The organism is Ahrensia marina (assembly GCF_042140245.1).
GTDB lineage: Bacteria > Pseudomonadota > Alphaproteobacteria > Rhizobiales > MH13 > MH13.
Genome location: NZ_CP159483.1, coordinates 2,031,380 through 2,045,159, shown reverse-complemented (window position 1 = coordinate 2,045,159; position 13,780 = coordinate 2,031,380). Strand labels below are relative to the sequence as shown.

Here is a 13,780-nt window from a genome sequence, read left to right as displayed (position 1 = left end):
CGAGGTCTTTATGCACACGCTTTATTCCATGCAGAATTCCGGCAATTGCTACAAGCTGCGGTTGGCGATGGCGCAGCTTAGCATTCCGTTTGAAATTCATGACGTGGACATTTTAAAGGGCGAAAGCCGCACGCCAGAGTTTTTGGCTCTCAACCCCAATGGCAAGGTGCCAGCGCTGCGGCTGAAAACCGGCCAACTGCTTTCAGAATCCAACGCCATCCTTTTCTTTCTGGCCGAAGACACGCCGCTGATGCCTGAGGGCAAGTTCTGCCGCGCCGAAGTGCTGCAATGGATGTTTTTCGAGCAATACAGCCATGAGCCGTACATCGCGGTTGCCCGCTTCTGGCTGAAGCTGATGAAGGGCGGTCGCGAGTTAAAACGCGATATGCTCGATGATTGGTGGGAGCGTGGCTATGAAGCCCTTGGCGTAATGGAGCGGCATTTGGAAACCCATGATTTCTTCGCCGCAGGCCAGTATTCGATCGCCGACATCGCCCTCTACGCCTACACCCATGTGGCCGGTGATGGTGAGTTTGACCTGTCGGATTTCCCCGGCATCAATGCGTGGATGACGCGGGTGCAGAACCAGCCCGGCCATGTAGCTATGGACTGGCGGCCCTAGGCGTCTAAAACGCCCAACCTGAAGATTTACGTAAGGTTAACCATAAATTCGCTTTTGCCCGGCACCCTACCCCTGATCTGCGCGCGGTCGATAAAGGCAAAAGCATAATTGCACACGAACCGAACGCCCACGCTTGAGGAAGCGGCAAAGGGATTGGGTTCATGCAAGGGAGATTCCCAAAAAGCGCGGCCATCGCGACAAAACTGGCAAGGCAATTGGCGGTGGCAGGGAGCTTGGCGCTTTCTACAACGACCGCGCCATCTTTCTTTCTAACCAGCACGGCATTGGCCGCCTGCTCGCCAGCACTGGCCAATGGCGCAGTGTTGGTCTGCCAAGGAACGACCGAAAGTACCGTAACGAATGTCCTGGGCACAGGTACTGAGACCAACGTGACTGTGACGGTCGAGGCTGGGGCAACAATCCGTGGAACGGGTGTAGGCGTCAATCACCGAGGTATCTATCTAGGCGCCGATGCACAAATCACAAACTTGGGCTCCATTGAATCAAGCTATGAGGCCATCAGCATTTTTGGTGACCTGATCAACCTTAGCAACACCGGCACGATCATTGGCTCTGATCGCGCTATTCAGGTTGTTGGAAACATTTCTGACCTAACCAACCATGGCACCATTCAAGGCACTGTCTTCGTTTTTCCTGGTGGGGGTCGAGTTTCCAATTTCATCAACCATAGTTCAGTACTCGGCGGCGATGGTGCGTTGTTCGCCTCCAACATAGACAGTCTCTTCAATGCAGGTCTGCTGCGAGCCAGTATAAACGCCGTTTGGGGTGTCACCGGTCTGTCCAGCCTGATTAACAGCGGCACGATCGAAGGCGGTACCCGCGCTTTGTACGAGACCGGCGCTGTCGATACCAACCTCACGCTCAACGCAGGCTCCGTCATCATCGGCCGGATTGATCTTGGCGGCGGCACCAACATACTTCATGTCGGGGAGGGTTTGTCAGTGAACTCGACCTTTGAATCGGACGGCGGTGCAACAGAAGTTGGCATCGGCACTTTGCATGGCCATCTAGCTGCAGTGGTCCCGGTGGTAGGGAACGGCAACAATGATGTTCAGATCGTCGCTGTAGACTCGTCCGCTTTGACATCACTGGATGATACGCTTGCCGCCCTAACCTCCGGCATTGGCCAGAAGGTGCAGAGTCGTCAGTCGACAATGCGCTCGGACCCGGCGCTTGGCTTTGCCTCCAGCTTTGCCAGTCGCTTTGCGGCCGCTGACGAGACCCGCCTGGCGGCTTTCTCTGATCTTGATTTGGACAATACCCCGCCTCTCAATCCGGGCCGCTTCTGGATCGAAGGTTTTGGGGCCTATCGCGAGGATGATAGCGACCGGGTGGGCCGCACCTTTGAAAGCCTGACCGGTGGTCTGGTCGCCGGTGTCGATGTGCCACTGGATGCGATCACCAGTGTTGGTGTGATGGCAGGCTTTGCTGCTAGCACCTCAGAGAATGAGATCGACACTCAAGAGACTGACACAACCAGCTACTATGCCGGTGTCTACGCCTCCACAGAGGCTTGGGGTCTGGCCTGGGATGGCGCGCTCACCCTCGGCTACACCGACTATGACCAGGAGCGCGTCACCGTCAACAATCTGGTCGCCACCGGCCTTGAAACAGCAAGCGCTGACTTTGGTGGCTGGTTCATCAACCCGCAGGTCACCGTCACCAACAGCACATCCACAGGCTTCAGCCCTACAAGTATGGGCTCGACAAGCTTTGCTCTGCCAACCATCGAACAGTCACTCACCCTGGCCTATGCGGGTCTGTTCCTGGATGGCACCACCGAAACCGGCACCACCAACCCGCTGACGCTGGATGATCGCGACGTTCACATCGCTTCAGCCCGTGCCGCGCTCGCCCTGCCCTTTGAGGCCCTTCATGCCAATGGCGCGCTGACCACCATCCGTCTCATCGGCGGCATCGAAACGCGCACCCAGTTTGGTGATGATGGCATCTCCGGCACGCTTTTGGGCCAGACCGTCTCCACCACGCTCGATGATGACGACACCGCGCTCGGTGGCTTCCTTGGCCTCTCCGGCGAATACCAGACCTCGTCCGGTCTCACCGCCTATGCCAATGCCGAAGCCATGCTGGAAACCAACTCAGCCTACCAGATCTCCGCAACCGCTGGCCTGCGCATCGCCTTCTAGGACAGCTCTGGAAGACTGCCCTAACGGCATCTGTGTGACCTTCAGCACATCGGCTTTGCCACAATTGGGCCATCAAAGGGTACGCAAACGGCCTCACCACCTCCCATGTCAGGCCACACTGCGCTGATCAAACGGCATCATCGAAACTGATGATTCCAGCGTAACGGCCCTCGTGATGACCAACACTTACAGCGTTTTCCAAACCGACACCGATCTCTCGGCCAGACCAAAGCAGACGTCGCGCCCCTTGCGCGCATTCGGCTTTTTAGGCCGTGTGCTTGAAGGCACAGGCATTGTCGCCATCACGCTGTTTGTGGCCGTGCTGACGCTGACAAGCGCCGCCCGCGCCGACACGCTTCTTGCAGACGTCAGCAGCACCGGTGGACCGTTGATCACACTGGCGGTTCTGGCCGTTTTTGCTGTGATGCTTGCCATGGTGCGACAGACATGGCGTCAGACCGCCAAAGGCATCGCGAACGCGCCGCGCCGCTCTCACCGCATCGGCTGAGAGCATGCCCACTACGATAGTGAGCTGATCTGCGATTGCAGCGGCACCAAATGCCCCTATCTGAAGTGTTCAACGCCATCACGCTTCGGAGCCCCCCGATGAACCGCCCGACTCGCCTTTCGCAGCATCTGGCCTTTGCCGCCCTCGCACTCCCCCTTTCCATCGCAGTGCTGCCAACTGCGATATCCCAGGCCCAAACACCTCGTGTCGAAGATACCAGCGGCAGTTGCGCACTGGTCGCAGACACGGTTGCCACCGGGTTTGAAAACCCCTGGGGCCTGGCTTTTCTGAACGCGAACACAGCGCTTCTCACCGAACGGCCTGGCGCCATGACCCTGGTGAGCCTCTCTGACGGATCCACCCAAGAGGTGACAGGCGTCCCAGATGTGGTTGACCGCCGTCAGGGCGGCATGCTGGACGTTGTCACAGCGCCAGATTTCGCCTCCACCAACCGCATCTTCTTCTCGTTTGCAGAGCCCCGCGATGGCGGCACGGGCACGTCCATCGCCAGCGCAACGCTCGAAGGGTGGACGACGGGCGTTCCATCGCTCGCCGACATCGATGTGATCTTTCAGCAGTCCAGCCCAGATAGCTCAGGCTTCCATTTCGGCTCACGCATCGTCTTCTTGCCCGACGGAACACTCGCTTTCACAATCGGTGATCGCGGTACGCCAGAGCGCGCCCAAAATCCGATGGATCATGCCGGGTCTGTGCTACGCATCAATCAGGATGGCTCGATCCCTGACGACAATCCGTTCACCGGTCCCAACGAAATACAGCCTGCCATCTGGTCGCTGGGACATCGCAACCCCCAGGGCGCGGCGCTCGACCCTGCCACCGGATTGCTCTGGACGGTCGAGCATGGGGCTCGCGGCGGCGATGAAATCAACCAGCCTCAAGCTGGGCTGAACTATGGCTGGCCAACCATCTCCTACGGCGTCAACTATTCAGGCACCCCTATTGGCATCGGCACAGAGGCCGATGGCTTGGAACAACCCGTCTACTATTGGGATCCATCCATTGCTCCCTCGGGCATGGCCATCTTAAGCGGTGCCAGTCTCTTCCCAAGCTGGGAGGGTGACATGCTTGTCGGTGCCTTGGCGGCCCAAATGCTTGTCCGGCTGGATCGCATGAGCGGCAACATCGTATCTGAGGAGCGCTTGTTTGAAGGCGCGCTTGGCCGCATCCGCGATGTGCGCCAAGGACCAGACGGCGCCATCTGGCTGCTCACCGATGACAGCGAAGGCTCCTTGGTTCGCGTCAGCCCGCAAGAGGAAGCCTGCTGAGCAGGTGCGCGAGGGCTTCAAGCCTCGTCCGCTTCCACAACCCAGGTTTCGGCCTTCCCGGCAGCCTCCCACTCTTTCCAGGCTGGCAGGGCTTGGATCGTCGCCATATAGGCCGGCGTGTCGACAGAGACCGGCAGATCATAAACGTCCAACCGGTTCACAACCGGCGCAAACATGGCATCGGCCAAGGAAAACGTGCCGAACAGAAACGGTCCGCCGCTCGCCTGCAAACAGGTCGACCAAATGGTCTCAACGCGCGAAACGTCTTTGGCAATATCCGGCGTTACATCAATCGCTGCGCGTTCGCGGCGCATGTTCATCGGGCACGCGCCGCGCAAAGCAAAGAACGAGGACAGCATCTCGCAGCTAATCGCCATGGCGTGCGAGCGGTCTTTGTCGCTTTCAGGCCAAAGGCCGCTCAGCGGATTTTTGCGCGCCACATGATCAAGAATCGCAAGCGACTGCCAGATGGTTTCATCACCATCCACCAAGGCAGGCACCTGGCTGGTCGGCGAGAAGGCTGCAAAGTCGGGATTCTTGGCATCAGCATTGAATGGAACCAGCCGCTCCTCAAATGCGATACCAGCGACGGTCATGCCGAGCCACGGCCGGAAGGACCAGGAGGAATAGTTTTTGTTGCCAATGTAGAGAATGGGCATGAAACGGCCTTATCGTTGAGGTCTTGCTTTGCCCAGGATGCCCTCTCTAGGGGGCGCGGAAAAACGAATTTCATTGTCAGCTGTGTTGAAACGCGTTGATAGCTTTGAAAATCGGAAAGGTAAGGTTTGATGCGCATGGTTTTTTGGATTGTCGCCCTGCTCGTGATCGCCGCCGCGACGCTTTTCCTCGTCGGTCCGGCAACGCTTTGGGAACGCGTCGCTGGCGACCCAGACATGGGTGCACAAACGCTGGGATCGCTTGAGCGAACGGGCAAACCCAATGATGTGCTGCTTGGCCCGGAGGAGGCACTTGTCATCCCTTCTGATGCAGGAACACCCATCTTTGACCTGCCACCCGACGAACTGTTTGATACGCTGGTGGCGAGGGTCGATATAGCCGAAGATATTCAATGGGTGGAACAGGATAGTGAGCAGCTCTACGCCCGTGGCATAACCAGGTCGCCAACATTGCAGTTCCCTGACACCAATCACATTTGGGTTTTGCCAGCAGGTGACAATGAGCCGCCCATGCAATCCTATCTGGTGCTTTACTCCGCAGCCCAGCTTGGCCAATCTGATATGGGGAAAAACCGCGACCGCATGGAAGCGTGGCTCGGGCTGCTGGACGATGTGCCCCGGGCGCAATAAGGCTTGTGACGGACGGTCAATCGACCGATTTCTTGCGTAAGATCAACACTGATGAGGCCTGAACCGGCACAATGTGTTGAACGCCCCAGCGAACACCGTCGGGGCCGCCCCCGACAGGCGCAAATGTCTGGAGGCTAAAATGGAGGTTTTGATGCGCCCGCCCCTTTCCGTTGACCTGGCTCTGGACCCGGCAACCGTTCGCCTGTTCATCGACAAGGCCAAAGCGGTGTCCGCCGATTTGAACCTCGAGAACCTGGATCAGTCTGCTGACACAATTGAGTTCGACGCCGAGCGGTTGGAAGACACGCATCAGCATGATGGCCTAGCCGAGGAAGAGGCCGAAGATCTAACCGGCGAAGAACTGCGCGAGCTGATCGATGATCTCAATACCGATGAGGCCGGGTCGTTGGTTGCCATCGCCTGGGTTGGGCGCGGTGATTTTGAGGCCAACGACTTTGTTGCAGCCCTGGAGTCCGCCAAAGAGCGCGCCGAGGGTTCCACCAGCGCCTATCTTATGGGTATGCCGCTGCTCGCCGAACATTTGGAGGCAGGCCTTGATGCGCTCGGCGTTTAGTCTTTTGGCGCTTGCCTGCGTTTCCAGCGCATTGGCAGGGTCGGCATGGGCAGGCGAAGCCGATGTGATTGCGGCAACGGCCGAGCAAGACATTCGTGGCACCTGGACAGTATCGGCGACCATTTTGCACGCTGATACGGGCTGGGAGCATTATGCCGACCGGTTCGATGTTCTCGATGAAAAGGGCAATGTTCTCGGCAGCCGCACCCTGTTCCACCCTCATGTGGATGAGCAGCCCTTCACACGCTCGCTGAATGCCTTGGCCATCCCTGATGATGTAACCACCATCACAGTGCGCGCCCATGACAGCGTGGACGAGCTTGGCGGCGAAACGGCAGACATCGTTCTTGAGCGTTGATCCACTTTTTCCCGGCTTTAGCACCGCTGAGCATACCGGCCCGAACGGGGTCACCATTGCCTATGTGACCGCTGGGTCAGGACCGCCGGTTTTGCTGTTGCACGGCTATCCGCAAACACGCGCCCTGTGGGCCAAAGTCGCTCCCAAGCTCGCGCAGCACTTCACGGTGGTTGCGGCGGATCTGCGCGGTTATGGAGCCTCCAGCAAGCCAGCCCCAACGCCCAACGCCGACAATTACAGCTTCCGCACCATGGCGGGAGATATGGCCGCTCTCATGACGAGCCTCGGCTATGAGCGGTTTCACTTGGTAGGGCATGACCGCGGCGCGCGCGTCGGTCACCGGTTTGCGCTCGACCATTCAGAGCGCCTTCTGTCGCTCACCCTGATGGACATCATTCCGACCATCGATGTTTGGGTGAACATGGATACGAGCCTCAGCCTTGCCTATTGGCACTGGCCGTTCCTCGCCCAGCCCCTGCCCTTCCCGGCCACCATGATCGGCGCAGACCCAGACATGTTCTTTGAGACCTGCCTGCAAGGTTGGGGCAAAGCCAAACTGTCGGACTTCGATCCTGCGCAACTGGGTGCCTATCGCTCAGCCTGGCGCGATCCGGCAATGATCGCTGCCAGTTGCGGCGACTATCGCGCCGGGGCGCTGATTGACCCCGCTCACGACGATGAACAACCCAGGCCCAAAATCGCGTGCCCTCTGCTTGTGATGGAGGGTCTGGACGGCGTCATGGGTGAGCGCTTCAACGTGGTTGGCCTATGGCGCCAAGAGACTGCAGGTCCAGTGAGCCACGCCCCGATGCCGGGCGGCCATTTTTTCATCGATCTGCATCCCAAGCAGACCACAGCCGCCCTGCTCCGTTTCCTAAGCGACCTATCTGACTAGGCTCGCTTGGCAACGATGTAGGGGTGATGCGGCTTGCCGCTTGTAAGATGTGTTTCGCTTGCGATGATCTCAAACCCAGCCCGCTCAATGGACTCGTGAAGCCCCTGCGGTGACAGGCTCCAGACGTAGCGAGGCGCTTTGCCCACAAGCTTAAGCGCTGGCACCGCAACCCAACGCACAAGTGGGTTCATCGCGCCCAGGCATGGCGTTTTGCTGATCAGCAACCCACCTGGCTTGAGGCTGGCCCGCAAACTTGCCAAAAGCCCGTCCACATCAGCCACCAAATGCACGATGTTAAAGGCAAGAACCGCATCAAAGGCGCGATCACGGTAACGCGGGTCTGAAGCGCGAGCGACCTCAAAGCTGACATTGGTCGTGTTCTCTCGCTGGGCTTTCTCCCGGGCAATGTCGATCATCGCACTGGAAACATCTGTGGCGGTGATATGCGCGGCGTGCGGCGCCAACTTCAAAGCCGTTGTGCCCGTGCCACACCCGACCTCAAGCACGCGGTAGTCCCCATCCAAAAACGAAGCCGTCCGCTCCAGCGTGCGCTCGTAACCAGCCATATCGCCAACAGGGCTCTTGGCGTACTTCTCGGCAATACCATCCCAGAATTTGGCGTCTTTTTGCGTGTCGGTCGTCATCGGTCTCTGCTGCAAGGTCAGTGTGTCGGTGGTCATGATGTATCTCCTTCGACGCAACATCTATCATGCGTTTTCAAAGGACAAATTGCGTAATTTCGCAGTCATGATATGCGTATCTGTATGTCAAATTTTGATTGGAACCAGATGCGCGGCTTTATCGCCGCCGCCGAAACCGGGTCACTCTCCGCAGCTGCGCGGCAGTTGGGTCTCACCCAACCAACCCTCAGCCGCCAAGTCGCCTCGCTTGAAGACGCCCTTGGCCTCACCCTCTTCGAACGCATCGGCAAGAAGCTCGTGCTCACCGAAACCGGCCTTGATTTGCTGCATCACGGCAAAGACATGGCCCAAGCTGCCGACGCTTTGGCGCTGGTGGCCACAGGCCGCTCAGAAGCGGTGGAAGGCTTGGTCAGCATCTCCGCTGGCGATGGCATCTCGATCAACATTCTGCCGCCGATCATCGCAAAAATCCGCGAAGCCGCCCCGCAGGTCAGCATTGACTTGGTGGTTTCCAACGCGCTCTCGGACTTACGGCGGCGGGAGGCCGATATCGCGGTGCGGCACGTTCAGCCCACTGAGCCTGATCTGATCGGCAAGAAACTGCGCGATGCTGAGGCGCACTTCTACGCCTCGGAGAGTTGGATTGAAAAACACGGGCATCCACACAAACCAGAAGATGTTAGCGGCCCGGTTTTTGTCGGCTTTGATCGTTCTGAGCGGTTCATTGGCTATTTGCAGGCACTTGGCTTGAAAGTATCGGCCGCAAGCTTCCCGGTCTCATCGGAAAACACTGTCGCCTGCTGGGAAATGGCGCGCCAGGGACTAGGCATTGGCATCACCATGGACGAAACAGCGAGGACCTCTCCTAACATGGTTCAGGTGCTCGAAGAGCTACCACCGATCCACTTCCCGATCTGGCTGGTCACGCACCGCGAGCTGCGCACCTCACGCCGTATTCGCCTCGTGTTTGACATTCTGGCCGAAGAGTTGAGCAAGCCCGGCTAAAGGAACCCTAAGCCGATTTCCGTTTGGCCAGCGCAAGAATGATGCCACCGGCAATAAGCCCCCAGAAGGCGCCGGAAATCCCCAAGATCGTCATGCCGGACGCGGCAGCCAGAAACGTGACCGCAGCTGCAGGGCGTTCCTCTTCAACCTTGAAGGCATTGAGCGAGGCCGCCCCAAAGGCGGAGATCAGCGCCAAGCCCGCCACCGCTTCGATCAAGATCGATGGCGCCAGGCTGACAAAGGCAATCACCACACCGGCGAACAGTCCGAAAAGACAGTAGGCGACACCGCACACCACGGTACCCCAATAGCGTTTGTCGCTGTCAGGTCCGGCCTCTTCACCCGCCAGCATCGCTGCTGTGATTGCCGCCAGATTGGAGGAGATGCCGGCGAAAGGTGCACTGAGGAACGAGAAGATGCCCGTCGCGGTAAGCAGCGGCCCGGTCTTTGTAACGTAGCCATTGGCTTTCAGCACCGCCAAGCCTGGCACATTCTGGGAAGCCATGGTCACGATGAACAGCGGCAGCGCCATGCCAAATAGCGCAGAAAGAGAGAAGGTCGGAACGATCACCTCCGGCGCTGGCAGCAAAGAGGCAGCAATTCCCGCCTGCCAATCGGGCGGGAACTCAACCCCAAAAACCACCACAAGGATGAACGCCAAAAGCGCGGCTGGCACGCCCAGAAAACGGTTGATCCGCCCACCGATGATCCAGGCCACCAGGATAGGCAGACCCAGCAGCGGATCGAACGCGATGGCGCGAAACGGTGCCAGGCAAAGGACCAGCAGAATTCCGGCAAGCATGGCATTGGCCAGTGATCCAGGGATCGCTTCCACAGCACGACCAAAGGGTCGCCAGAGCCCTGAGAGAATGATCAATCCACCGCAGATGAGAAAGGCACCGACCGCATCAGAAAACCCGCCCGCGACACTCGCCGAACCCGCCAGAAGCGCCGCGCCCGGTGTCGTCCATGCCACGCTGACCGGCTGCTTGGTCCGCAAGCTCACCACCACGCCGCAAAGCCCCATCGCAATGGCTGAAGCCATCAGGCCAGATGCGGCCTCGGCTTCTGTCGCACCGACAGCGCGCAAACCGGCCAGCACCACGGCAAAAGACGAGGCAAAGCCAACAAAGGCTGCCAGCAAGCCGATAAACACAGCTTGAGGTGTGAGATCGCGAAGCATGAGGCGTTCATGCGACCGGAAAAGATGCAAGGCAAGCCCACTCAAGCACCCGTCAGTACATCACGGACAACGAACGCCGAGAGGTCTCAAATGGCTTGATAGCGTATGGCCGGAACAACGCGTGCCCCGGCCATGATACAAAAGGCTTTAAAGCGCGATACGGAAGCGGGCGAAACCGTCCGGTCCGTCCCCAACAGGCTCAATGCTGACACCCGGCACGTCCTCGGCATAAGCTTCTGCCGCTGGACCGGTATCAAACAGCACGGTGGTTCCAGGCATGGGCGCAAACGACCAGTTGGCATCCGCACTCGGATTGATCGTGCCCTGCTCAACAATGTAGCGCACAATCACATCCCGGTTGGTGTCCGGGCCTTCAAAGATCGTCGTTTCTGGCGATGCACCAGGGAAACTGCCGCCGCCACCGGCACGATAATTGTTCGAGGCAATCACGAACTGCTGGTCGGGTGACACCGGTTCGCCATTGTAGGTGAGGTCGACGATACGGTTGGCGTCGGGATTAACCAGATTACCATCGGAATCGAACTTCGAAGGCTGCGATAGGTCGATCTGATAGGTCACACCATCGATCACATCGAAATTGTAGCTTGGGAATTCTGGGTTCAGCAGCACTTGATCGCTGCCGCCCGGTTCGATCTGATTGAAGATGCCAGCTGACCGCTCCAGCCAATCCTTCACCTGTTCACCGGTAACCAGAACGGCCCGCGTGGTGTTGGGGTAGAGATAAAGGTCAGCCACATTGCGGATGGCCACATCCCCTGCAGGCACATCGGTGTAATATTCAGGCCCACCACGCCCACCGGCCTTGAACGGTGCGGCCGCCGAAAGGATCGGCAGGCCTTCATACTCCGTACCCGCCAGCATCTGCTGCATATACCAAGTCTGCGCAATGGAGACGATCTGAACCGATGGGTCATCGGCCACCAAGGCAAAATAGCTGTGCAGTGGAGCCGCCGTGCGACCAACCGCGCGACGGACATAGGCCAGCGTTTCATCGTGCTCTTGCTGCACCGACTCCAGAACCGCTGGCACGCTTTCCGCCAGTGGCGAGACCGAACGATCTTCGTTACGCATTGAAATCGGTCGCGCTTCAGACGTGTGTGCTGCAATGCGCCATCCGCCGCCATCTCGTTCCAGCATCAGGTCCAACAGCCCCATATGGCTGCCCCAGAACCCACCCATCACGGCTGGTTTGCCCATAATGGTGCCCGCGGCTGCATCCACACCTGGTGTGTCCTCATAATCGGGGCCTGGGAACACGCGGTGGTGGTGTCCGGTCAAAATGGCATCAATCCCATCGATCGCCGCCAAAGGAACTGAAGCATTCTCCATGCCTTCAATGGCGTTGGCTTCTCCAATACCTGAATGCGACAGCGCGATGACGATATCCGCGCCTTCTTCCTTCATTTGCGGCACATAGGCTTGGGCGGTTTCTAGAATGTCCCGCGCCATCACATTGCCTTCCAGATGACGGCGATCCCACGTCATGATCTGTGGCGGCACAAACCCAATCAACCCAACTTTGATTGGGTGTTGCTCACCGGCCCCATCGGTCACTTGGTGGTCAAGGATCAGATAGGGAGGAATGAGCGTCGCATCATCGGTGGGCGTCGCCCCCATCTGCGAGACGACATTGGCACAAACGAACGGGAAGTTGGCACCGGCCAGCGACTTCTCCAAAAATGATAGACCGTAGTTGAACTCGTGATTGCCAAGTGTGGAGGCATCAAAACCAAGCACATTCATGGCATTGATCACGGGGTGGGTGTCCCCGTCAGCCATCCCGCGCTCATAGGCGATGTAGTCGCCCATTGGGTTGCCTTGAAGAAAGTCGCCATTATCGAGAAGAAGCGAGTTGGTGCTTTCATCGCGCACTGACTGGATCAGCGCTGCCGTCCGCGCCAGGCCAACGGTGTCACGTGGACGGTCGGCATAGTAGTCATAGGGAAACACATGCACATGCAGATCGGTCGTTTCCATGATCCGCAGATGTGCCTGATTGGCTGATGCACGCACAGAGAATGGGTGCAGTGCGATCAGCCCTGCAGCCCCAGCCAGAAACGTTCGTCGATTAAGCGTGAAAGTCATATCTTGCCTCCTCTGAATTGGTTTTCTGGAAGCAAGACTGAATTCATAAGCGTGGGCTTACAAGCTGGAACAGACGCAATCCGTAATCGCACTTAGCGTCGTCGGCCCTTCGCCCAGCCGGAAAAGTGATTTGCATAGTGCGGCAAGCCACCGCAGGCTATTGGTCTCAACGTTTAAGGAAAGGATACGACCATGTTGCGTTCCTTTAGCCTTCTGTTGGCCGCGCCACTTGGCCTCGGTATCGCCCTCAGCCTGCCTGCCGTTGCAGCACCGGACCTTCCAAACGGGACCTGCATGACTGGCGCGGGTGGATACATCACCTGCGATCTACGCGCCGTTGTACCCGCCACCCTTGATAAGATTGAGCGCATCAATGGCGCCATGAACGACGACAGCCTGATGGTGACGCCGTTTGAAGGCACCGCCGCTTGGCTGATGCTGGTTGACGAAACCCATCAATCGCCCGTCGGCCTTATCACCGATGACCGCTATGGCGGCATTCGTGCCGATTTGACCGACATGATCGAGCAAGCCAGTGATCGTCGCTTGATCGAAGTGCAAACCTATGACGGCACGTTGGAAACGCTCAGCCCCTTCGGCGCCGACCCAAACCAAGCCTTGGCGAACCTTGATCGGTTGCAGGCCCAAGAGGTCGCGCCGCAAGACCGTTCCGGGCTCTATCTTTCAGCGCTATCGGCCATTGAGCGCCTGGCCGCGTTGGATGCCGATCGCAAAGCCTTGGTGCTGTTCACCGATGGCCGGCAAAACGCCTCAGTCTCCAGCATCAACCGCCTGATCGACGCTGCCGATGAGGCTGGAGTCATCATCATCGGCATGGCTTATGCGGGTGGTGAGGCAGATCTGGCCAACCATCTGGACCTGCGGGAAATGGCGTCGCGCACACAGGGCACCACCCTCTACCCCTCTATGACCAACCAGCGTCTGTCTGACGACAATCTACGCGGCTTCTTTGCCACACTAGAAAATGGCGGAACCCTGGAGCTGTCGATGGAGTCGGTGGACACCAACGCCGTGCGCGTGCGTGCGCTCTACTCCGATGGCCGGACCATGGATGGGATGCTAAGTATCCCTGAACGACAGTAACAACAGTCGGCGTTAAAAGGGCA

The 13,780-nt window shown here is 58.5% G+C and carries 14 protein-coding genes; 10 read left to right on the top strand and 4 right to left on the bottom strand.

The features are described from left to right. The first annotated feature begins 10 nt into the window (after window positions 1-10). The 4 genes from ABWH92_RS10060 (at window position 11) to ABWH92_RS10045 (ending at window position 4,584) form a co-directional block, all read left to right on the top strand. Window positions 11-622 (top strand): glutathione S-transferase family protein, encoded by a 612-nt coding sequence (locus ABWH92_RS10060; protein WP_375567967.1) that lies wholly within the window; start codon window positions 11-13, stop codon window positions 620-622. 161 nt (window positions 623-783) lie between these two features. Then, window positions 784-2,790 (top strand): autotransporter outer membrane beta-barrel domain-containing protein, encoded by a 2,007-nt coding sequence (locus ABWH92_RS10055; protein WP_375567965.1) that lies wholly within the window; start codon window positions 784-786, stop codon window positions 2,788-2,790. A gap of 175 nt (window positions 2,791-2,965) precedes the next feature. Further along, the gene (locus ABWH92_RS10050) at window positions 2,966-3,298 is read left to right on the top strand and encodes a hypothetical protein (protein WP_375567963.1); all 333 of its coding nucleotides are present in this window, start codon (window positions 2,966-2,968) and stop codon (window positions 3,296-3,298) included. A gap of 98 nt (window positions 3,299-3,396) precedes the next feature. Next, a complete protein-coding gene (locus tag ABWH92_RS10045; protein ID WP_375567961.1) occupies window positions 3,397-4,584 on the top strand; it encodes a PQQ-dependent sugar dehydrogenase in 1,188 nt (395 codons plus the stop codon). 17 nt (window positions 4,585-4,601) lie between these two features. Here the strand turns inward: ABWH92_RS10045 and ABWH92_RS10040 are convergent, their stop codons facing one another. After that, window positions 4,602-5,243, bottom strand: coding sequence for a glutathione S-transferase family protein (locus tag ABWH92_RS10040; RefSeq protein ID WP_375567959.1), 642 nt, complete (start codon window positions 5,241-5,243; stop codon window positions 4,602-4,604). Between the two features lie 135 nt (window positions 5,244-5,378). Between ABWH92_RS10040 and ABWH92_RS10035 the strand changes: the two genes are divergently transcribed. The 4 genes from ABWH92_RS10035 (at window position 5,379) to ABWH92_RS10020 (ending at window position 7,718) form a co-directional block, all read left to right on the top strand. Then, the gene (locus ABWH92_RS10035) at window positions 5,379-5,891 is read left to right on the top strand and encodes a DUF1499 domain-containing protein (RefSeq protein WP_375567957.1); all 513 of its coding nucleotides are present in this window, start codon (window positions 5,379-5,381) and stop codon (window positions 5,889-5,891) included. Between the two features lie 151 nt (window positions 5,892-6,042). Next, complete coding sequence (locus tag ABWH92_RS10030; protein WP_375567955.1) at window positions 6,043-6,465, top strand: DUF3775 domain-containing protein; 423 nt, start codon at window positions 6,043-6,045, stop codon at window positions 6,463-6,465. Beyond that, window positions 6,449-6,823, top strand: a complete 375-nt coding sequence (locus ABWH92_RS10025) for a hypothetical protein (protein ID WP_375567953.1) — start codon at window positions 6,449-6,451, stop codon at window positions 6,821-6,823. Before ABWH92_RS10030 ends, ABWH92_RS10025 begins: the two co-directional genes overlap by 17 nt. After that, complete coding sequence (locus ABWH92_RS10020; RefSeq protein ID WP_375567951.1) at window positions 6,813-7,718, top strand: alpha/beta hydrolase; 906 nt, start codon at window positions 6,813-6,815, stop codon at window positions 7,716-7,718. The genes ABWH92_RS10025 and ABWH92_RS10020 overlap by 11 nt, the downstream gene beginning before the upstream one ends. Here the strand turns inward: ABWH92_RS10020 and ABWH92_RS10015 are convergent. Beyond that, window positions 7,715-8,398 carry a class I SAM-dependent methyltransferase gene (locus ABWH92_RS10015; protein WP_375567949.1) on the bottom strand — a complete coding sequence of 228 codons (684 nt, stop codon included), beginning with the start codon at window positions 8,396-8,398 and terminating at the stop codon, window positions 7,715-7,717. The two genes, ABWH92_RS10020 and ABWH92_RS10015, sit on opposite strands and share 4 nt — an antisense overlap. Before the next feature lie 84 nt (window positions 8,399-8,482). On the opposite strand from ABWH92_RS10015, the gene ABWH92_RS10010 reads away from it, so the two are divergent. Then, window positions 8,483-9,364: a LysR family transcriptional regulator gene (locus ABWH92_RS10010; protein ID WP_375567947.1), complete on the top strand. Its 882-nt coding sequence runs from the start codon at window positions 8,483-8,485 to the stop codon at window positions 9,362-9,364. A 7-nt stretch (window positions 9,365-9,371) separates the two neighbouring features. Here the strand turns inward: ABWH92_RS10010 and ABWH92_RS10005 are convergent, their stop codons facing one another. Both ABWH92_RS10005 and ABWH92_RS10000 read right to left on the bottom strand, forming a co-directional pair. Further along, complete coding sequence (locus tag ABWH92_RS10005; protein WP_375567945.1) at window positions 9,372-10,547, bottom strand: benzoate/H(+) symporter BenE family transporter; 1,176 nt, start codon at window positions 10,545-10,547, stop codon at window positions 9,372-9,374. Window positions 10,548-10,694: 147 nt separating this feature from the next. After that, window positions 10,695-12,653, bottom strand: a complete 1,959-nt coding sequence (locus ABWH92_RS10000; protein ID WP_375567943.1) for a bifunctional 2',3'-cyclic-nucleotide 2'-phosphodiesterase/3'-nucleotidase — start codon at window positions 12,651-12,653, stop codon at window positions 10,695-10,697. A gap of 192 nt (window positions 12,654-12,845) precedes the next feature. Here ABWH92_RS10000 and ABWH92_RS09995 point away from each other — a divergent pair, with 192 nt between their 5' ends. Then, window positions 12,846-13,757: a hypothetical protein gene (locus ABWH92_RS09995; RefSeq protein WP_375567941.1), complete on the top strand. Its 912-nt coding sequence runs from the start codon at window positions 12,846-12,848 to the stop codon at window positions 13,755-13,757. Window positions 13,758-13,780 lie beyond the last annotated feature (23 nt).

What these genes read in the sequence shown, in the direction of transcription:
- ABWH92_RS10060 (WP_375567967.1), top strand. Translation starts at nt 11, where the DNA reads ATGCACACGCTTTATTCCATGCAGAATTCCGGCAATTGCTACAAGCTG.
- ABWH92_RS10055 (WP_375567965.1), top strand. Translation starts at nt 784, where the DNA reads ATGCAAGGGAGATTCCCAAAAAGCGCGGCCATCGCGACAAAACTGGCA.
- ABWH92_RS10050 (WP_375567963.1), top strand. Translation starts at nt 2,966, where the DNA reads ATGACCAACACTTACAGCGTTTTCCAAACCGACACCGATCTCTCGGCC.
- ABWH92_RS10045 (WP_375567961.1), top strand. Translation starts at nt 3,397, where the DNA reads ATGAACCGCCCGACTCGCCTTTCGCAGCATCTGGCCTTTGCCGCCCTC.
- ABWH92_RS10040 (WP_375567959.1), bottom strand. Translation starts at nt 5,243, where the DNA reads ATGCCCATTCTCTACATTGGCAACAAAAACTATTCCTCCTGGTCCTTC.
- ABWH92_RS10035 (WP_375567957.1), top strand. Translation starts at nt 5,379, where the DNA reads ATGGTTTTTTGGATTGTCGCCCTGCTCGTGATCGCCGCCGCGACGCTT.
- ABWH92_RS10030 (WP_375567955.1), top strand. Translation starts at nt 6,043, where the DNA reads ATGCGCCCGCCCCTTTCCGTTGACCTGGCTCTGGACCCGGCAACCGTT.
- ABWH92_RS10025 (WP_375567953.1), top strand. Translation starts at nt 6,449, where the DNA reads ATGCGCTCGGCGTTTAGTCTTTTGGCGCTTGCCTGCGTTTCCAGCGCA.
- ABWH92_RS10015 (WP_375567949.1), bottom strand. Translation starts at nt 8,398, where the DNA reads ATGACCACCGACACACTGACCTTGCAGCAGAGACCGATGACGACCGAC.
- ABWH92_RS10010 (WP_375567947.1), top strand. Translation starts at nt 8,483, where the DNA reads ATGTCAAATTTTGATTGGAACCAGATGCGCGGCTTTATCGCCGCCGCC.
- ABWH92_RS10005 (WP_375567945.1), bottom strand. Translation starts at nt 10,547, where the DNA reads ATGCTTCGCGATCTCACACCTCAAGCTGTGTTTATCGGCTTGCTGGCA.
- ABWH92_RS10000 (WP_375567943.1), bottom strand. Translation starts at nt 12,653, where the DNA reads ATGACTTTCACGCTTAATCGACGAACGTTTCTGGCTGGGGCTGCAGGG.
- ABWH92_RS09995 (WP_375567941.1), top strand. Translation starts at nt 12,846, where the DNA reads ATGTTGCGTTCCTTTAGCCTTCTGTTGGCCGCGCCACTTGGCCTCGGT.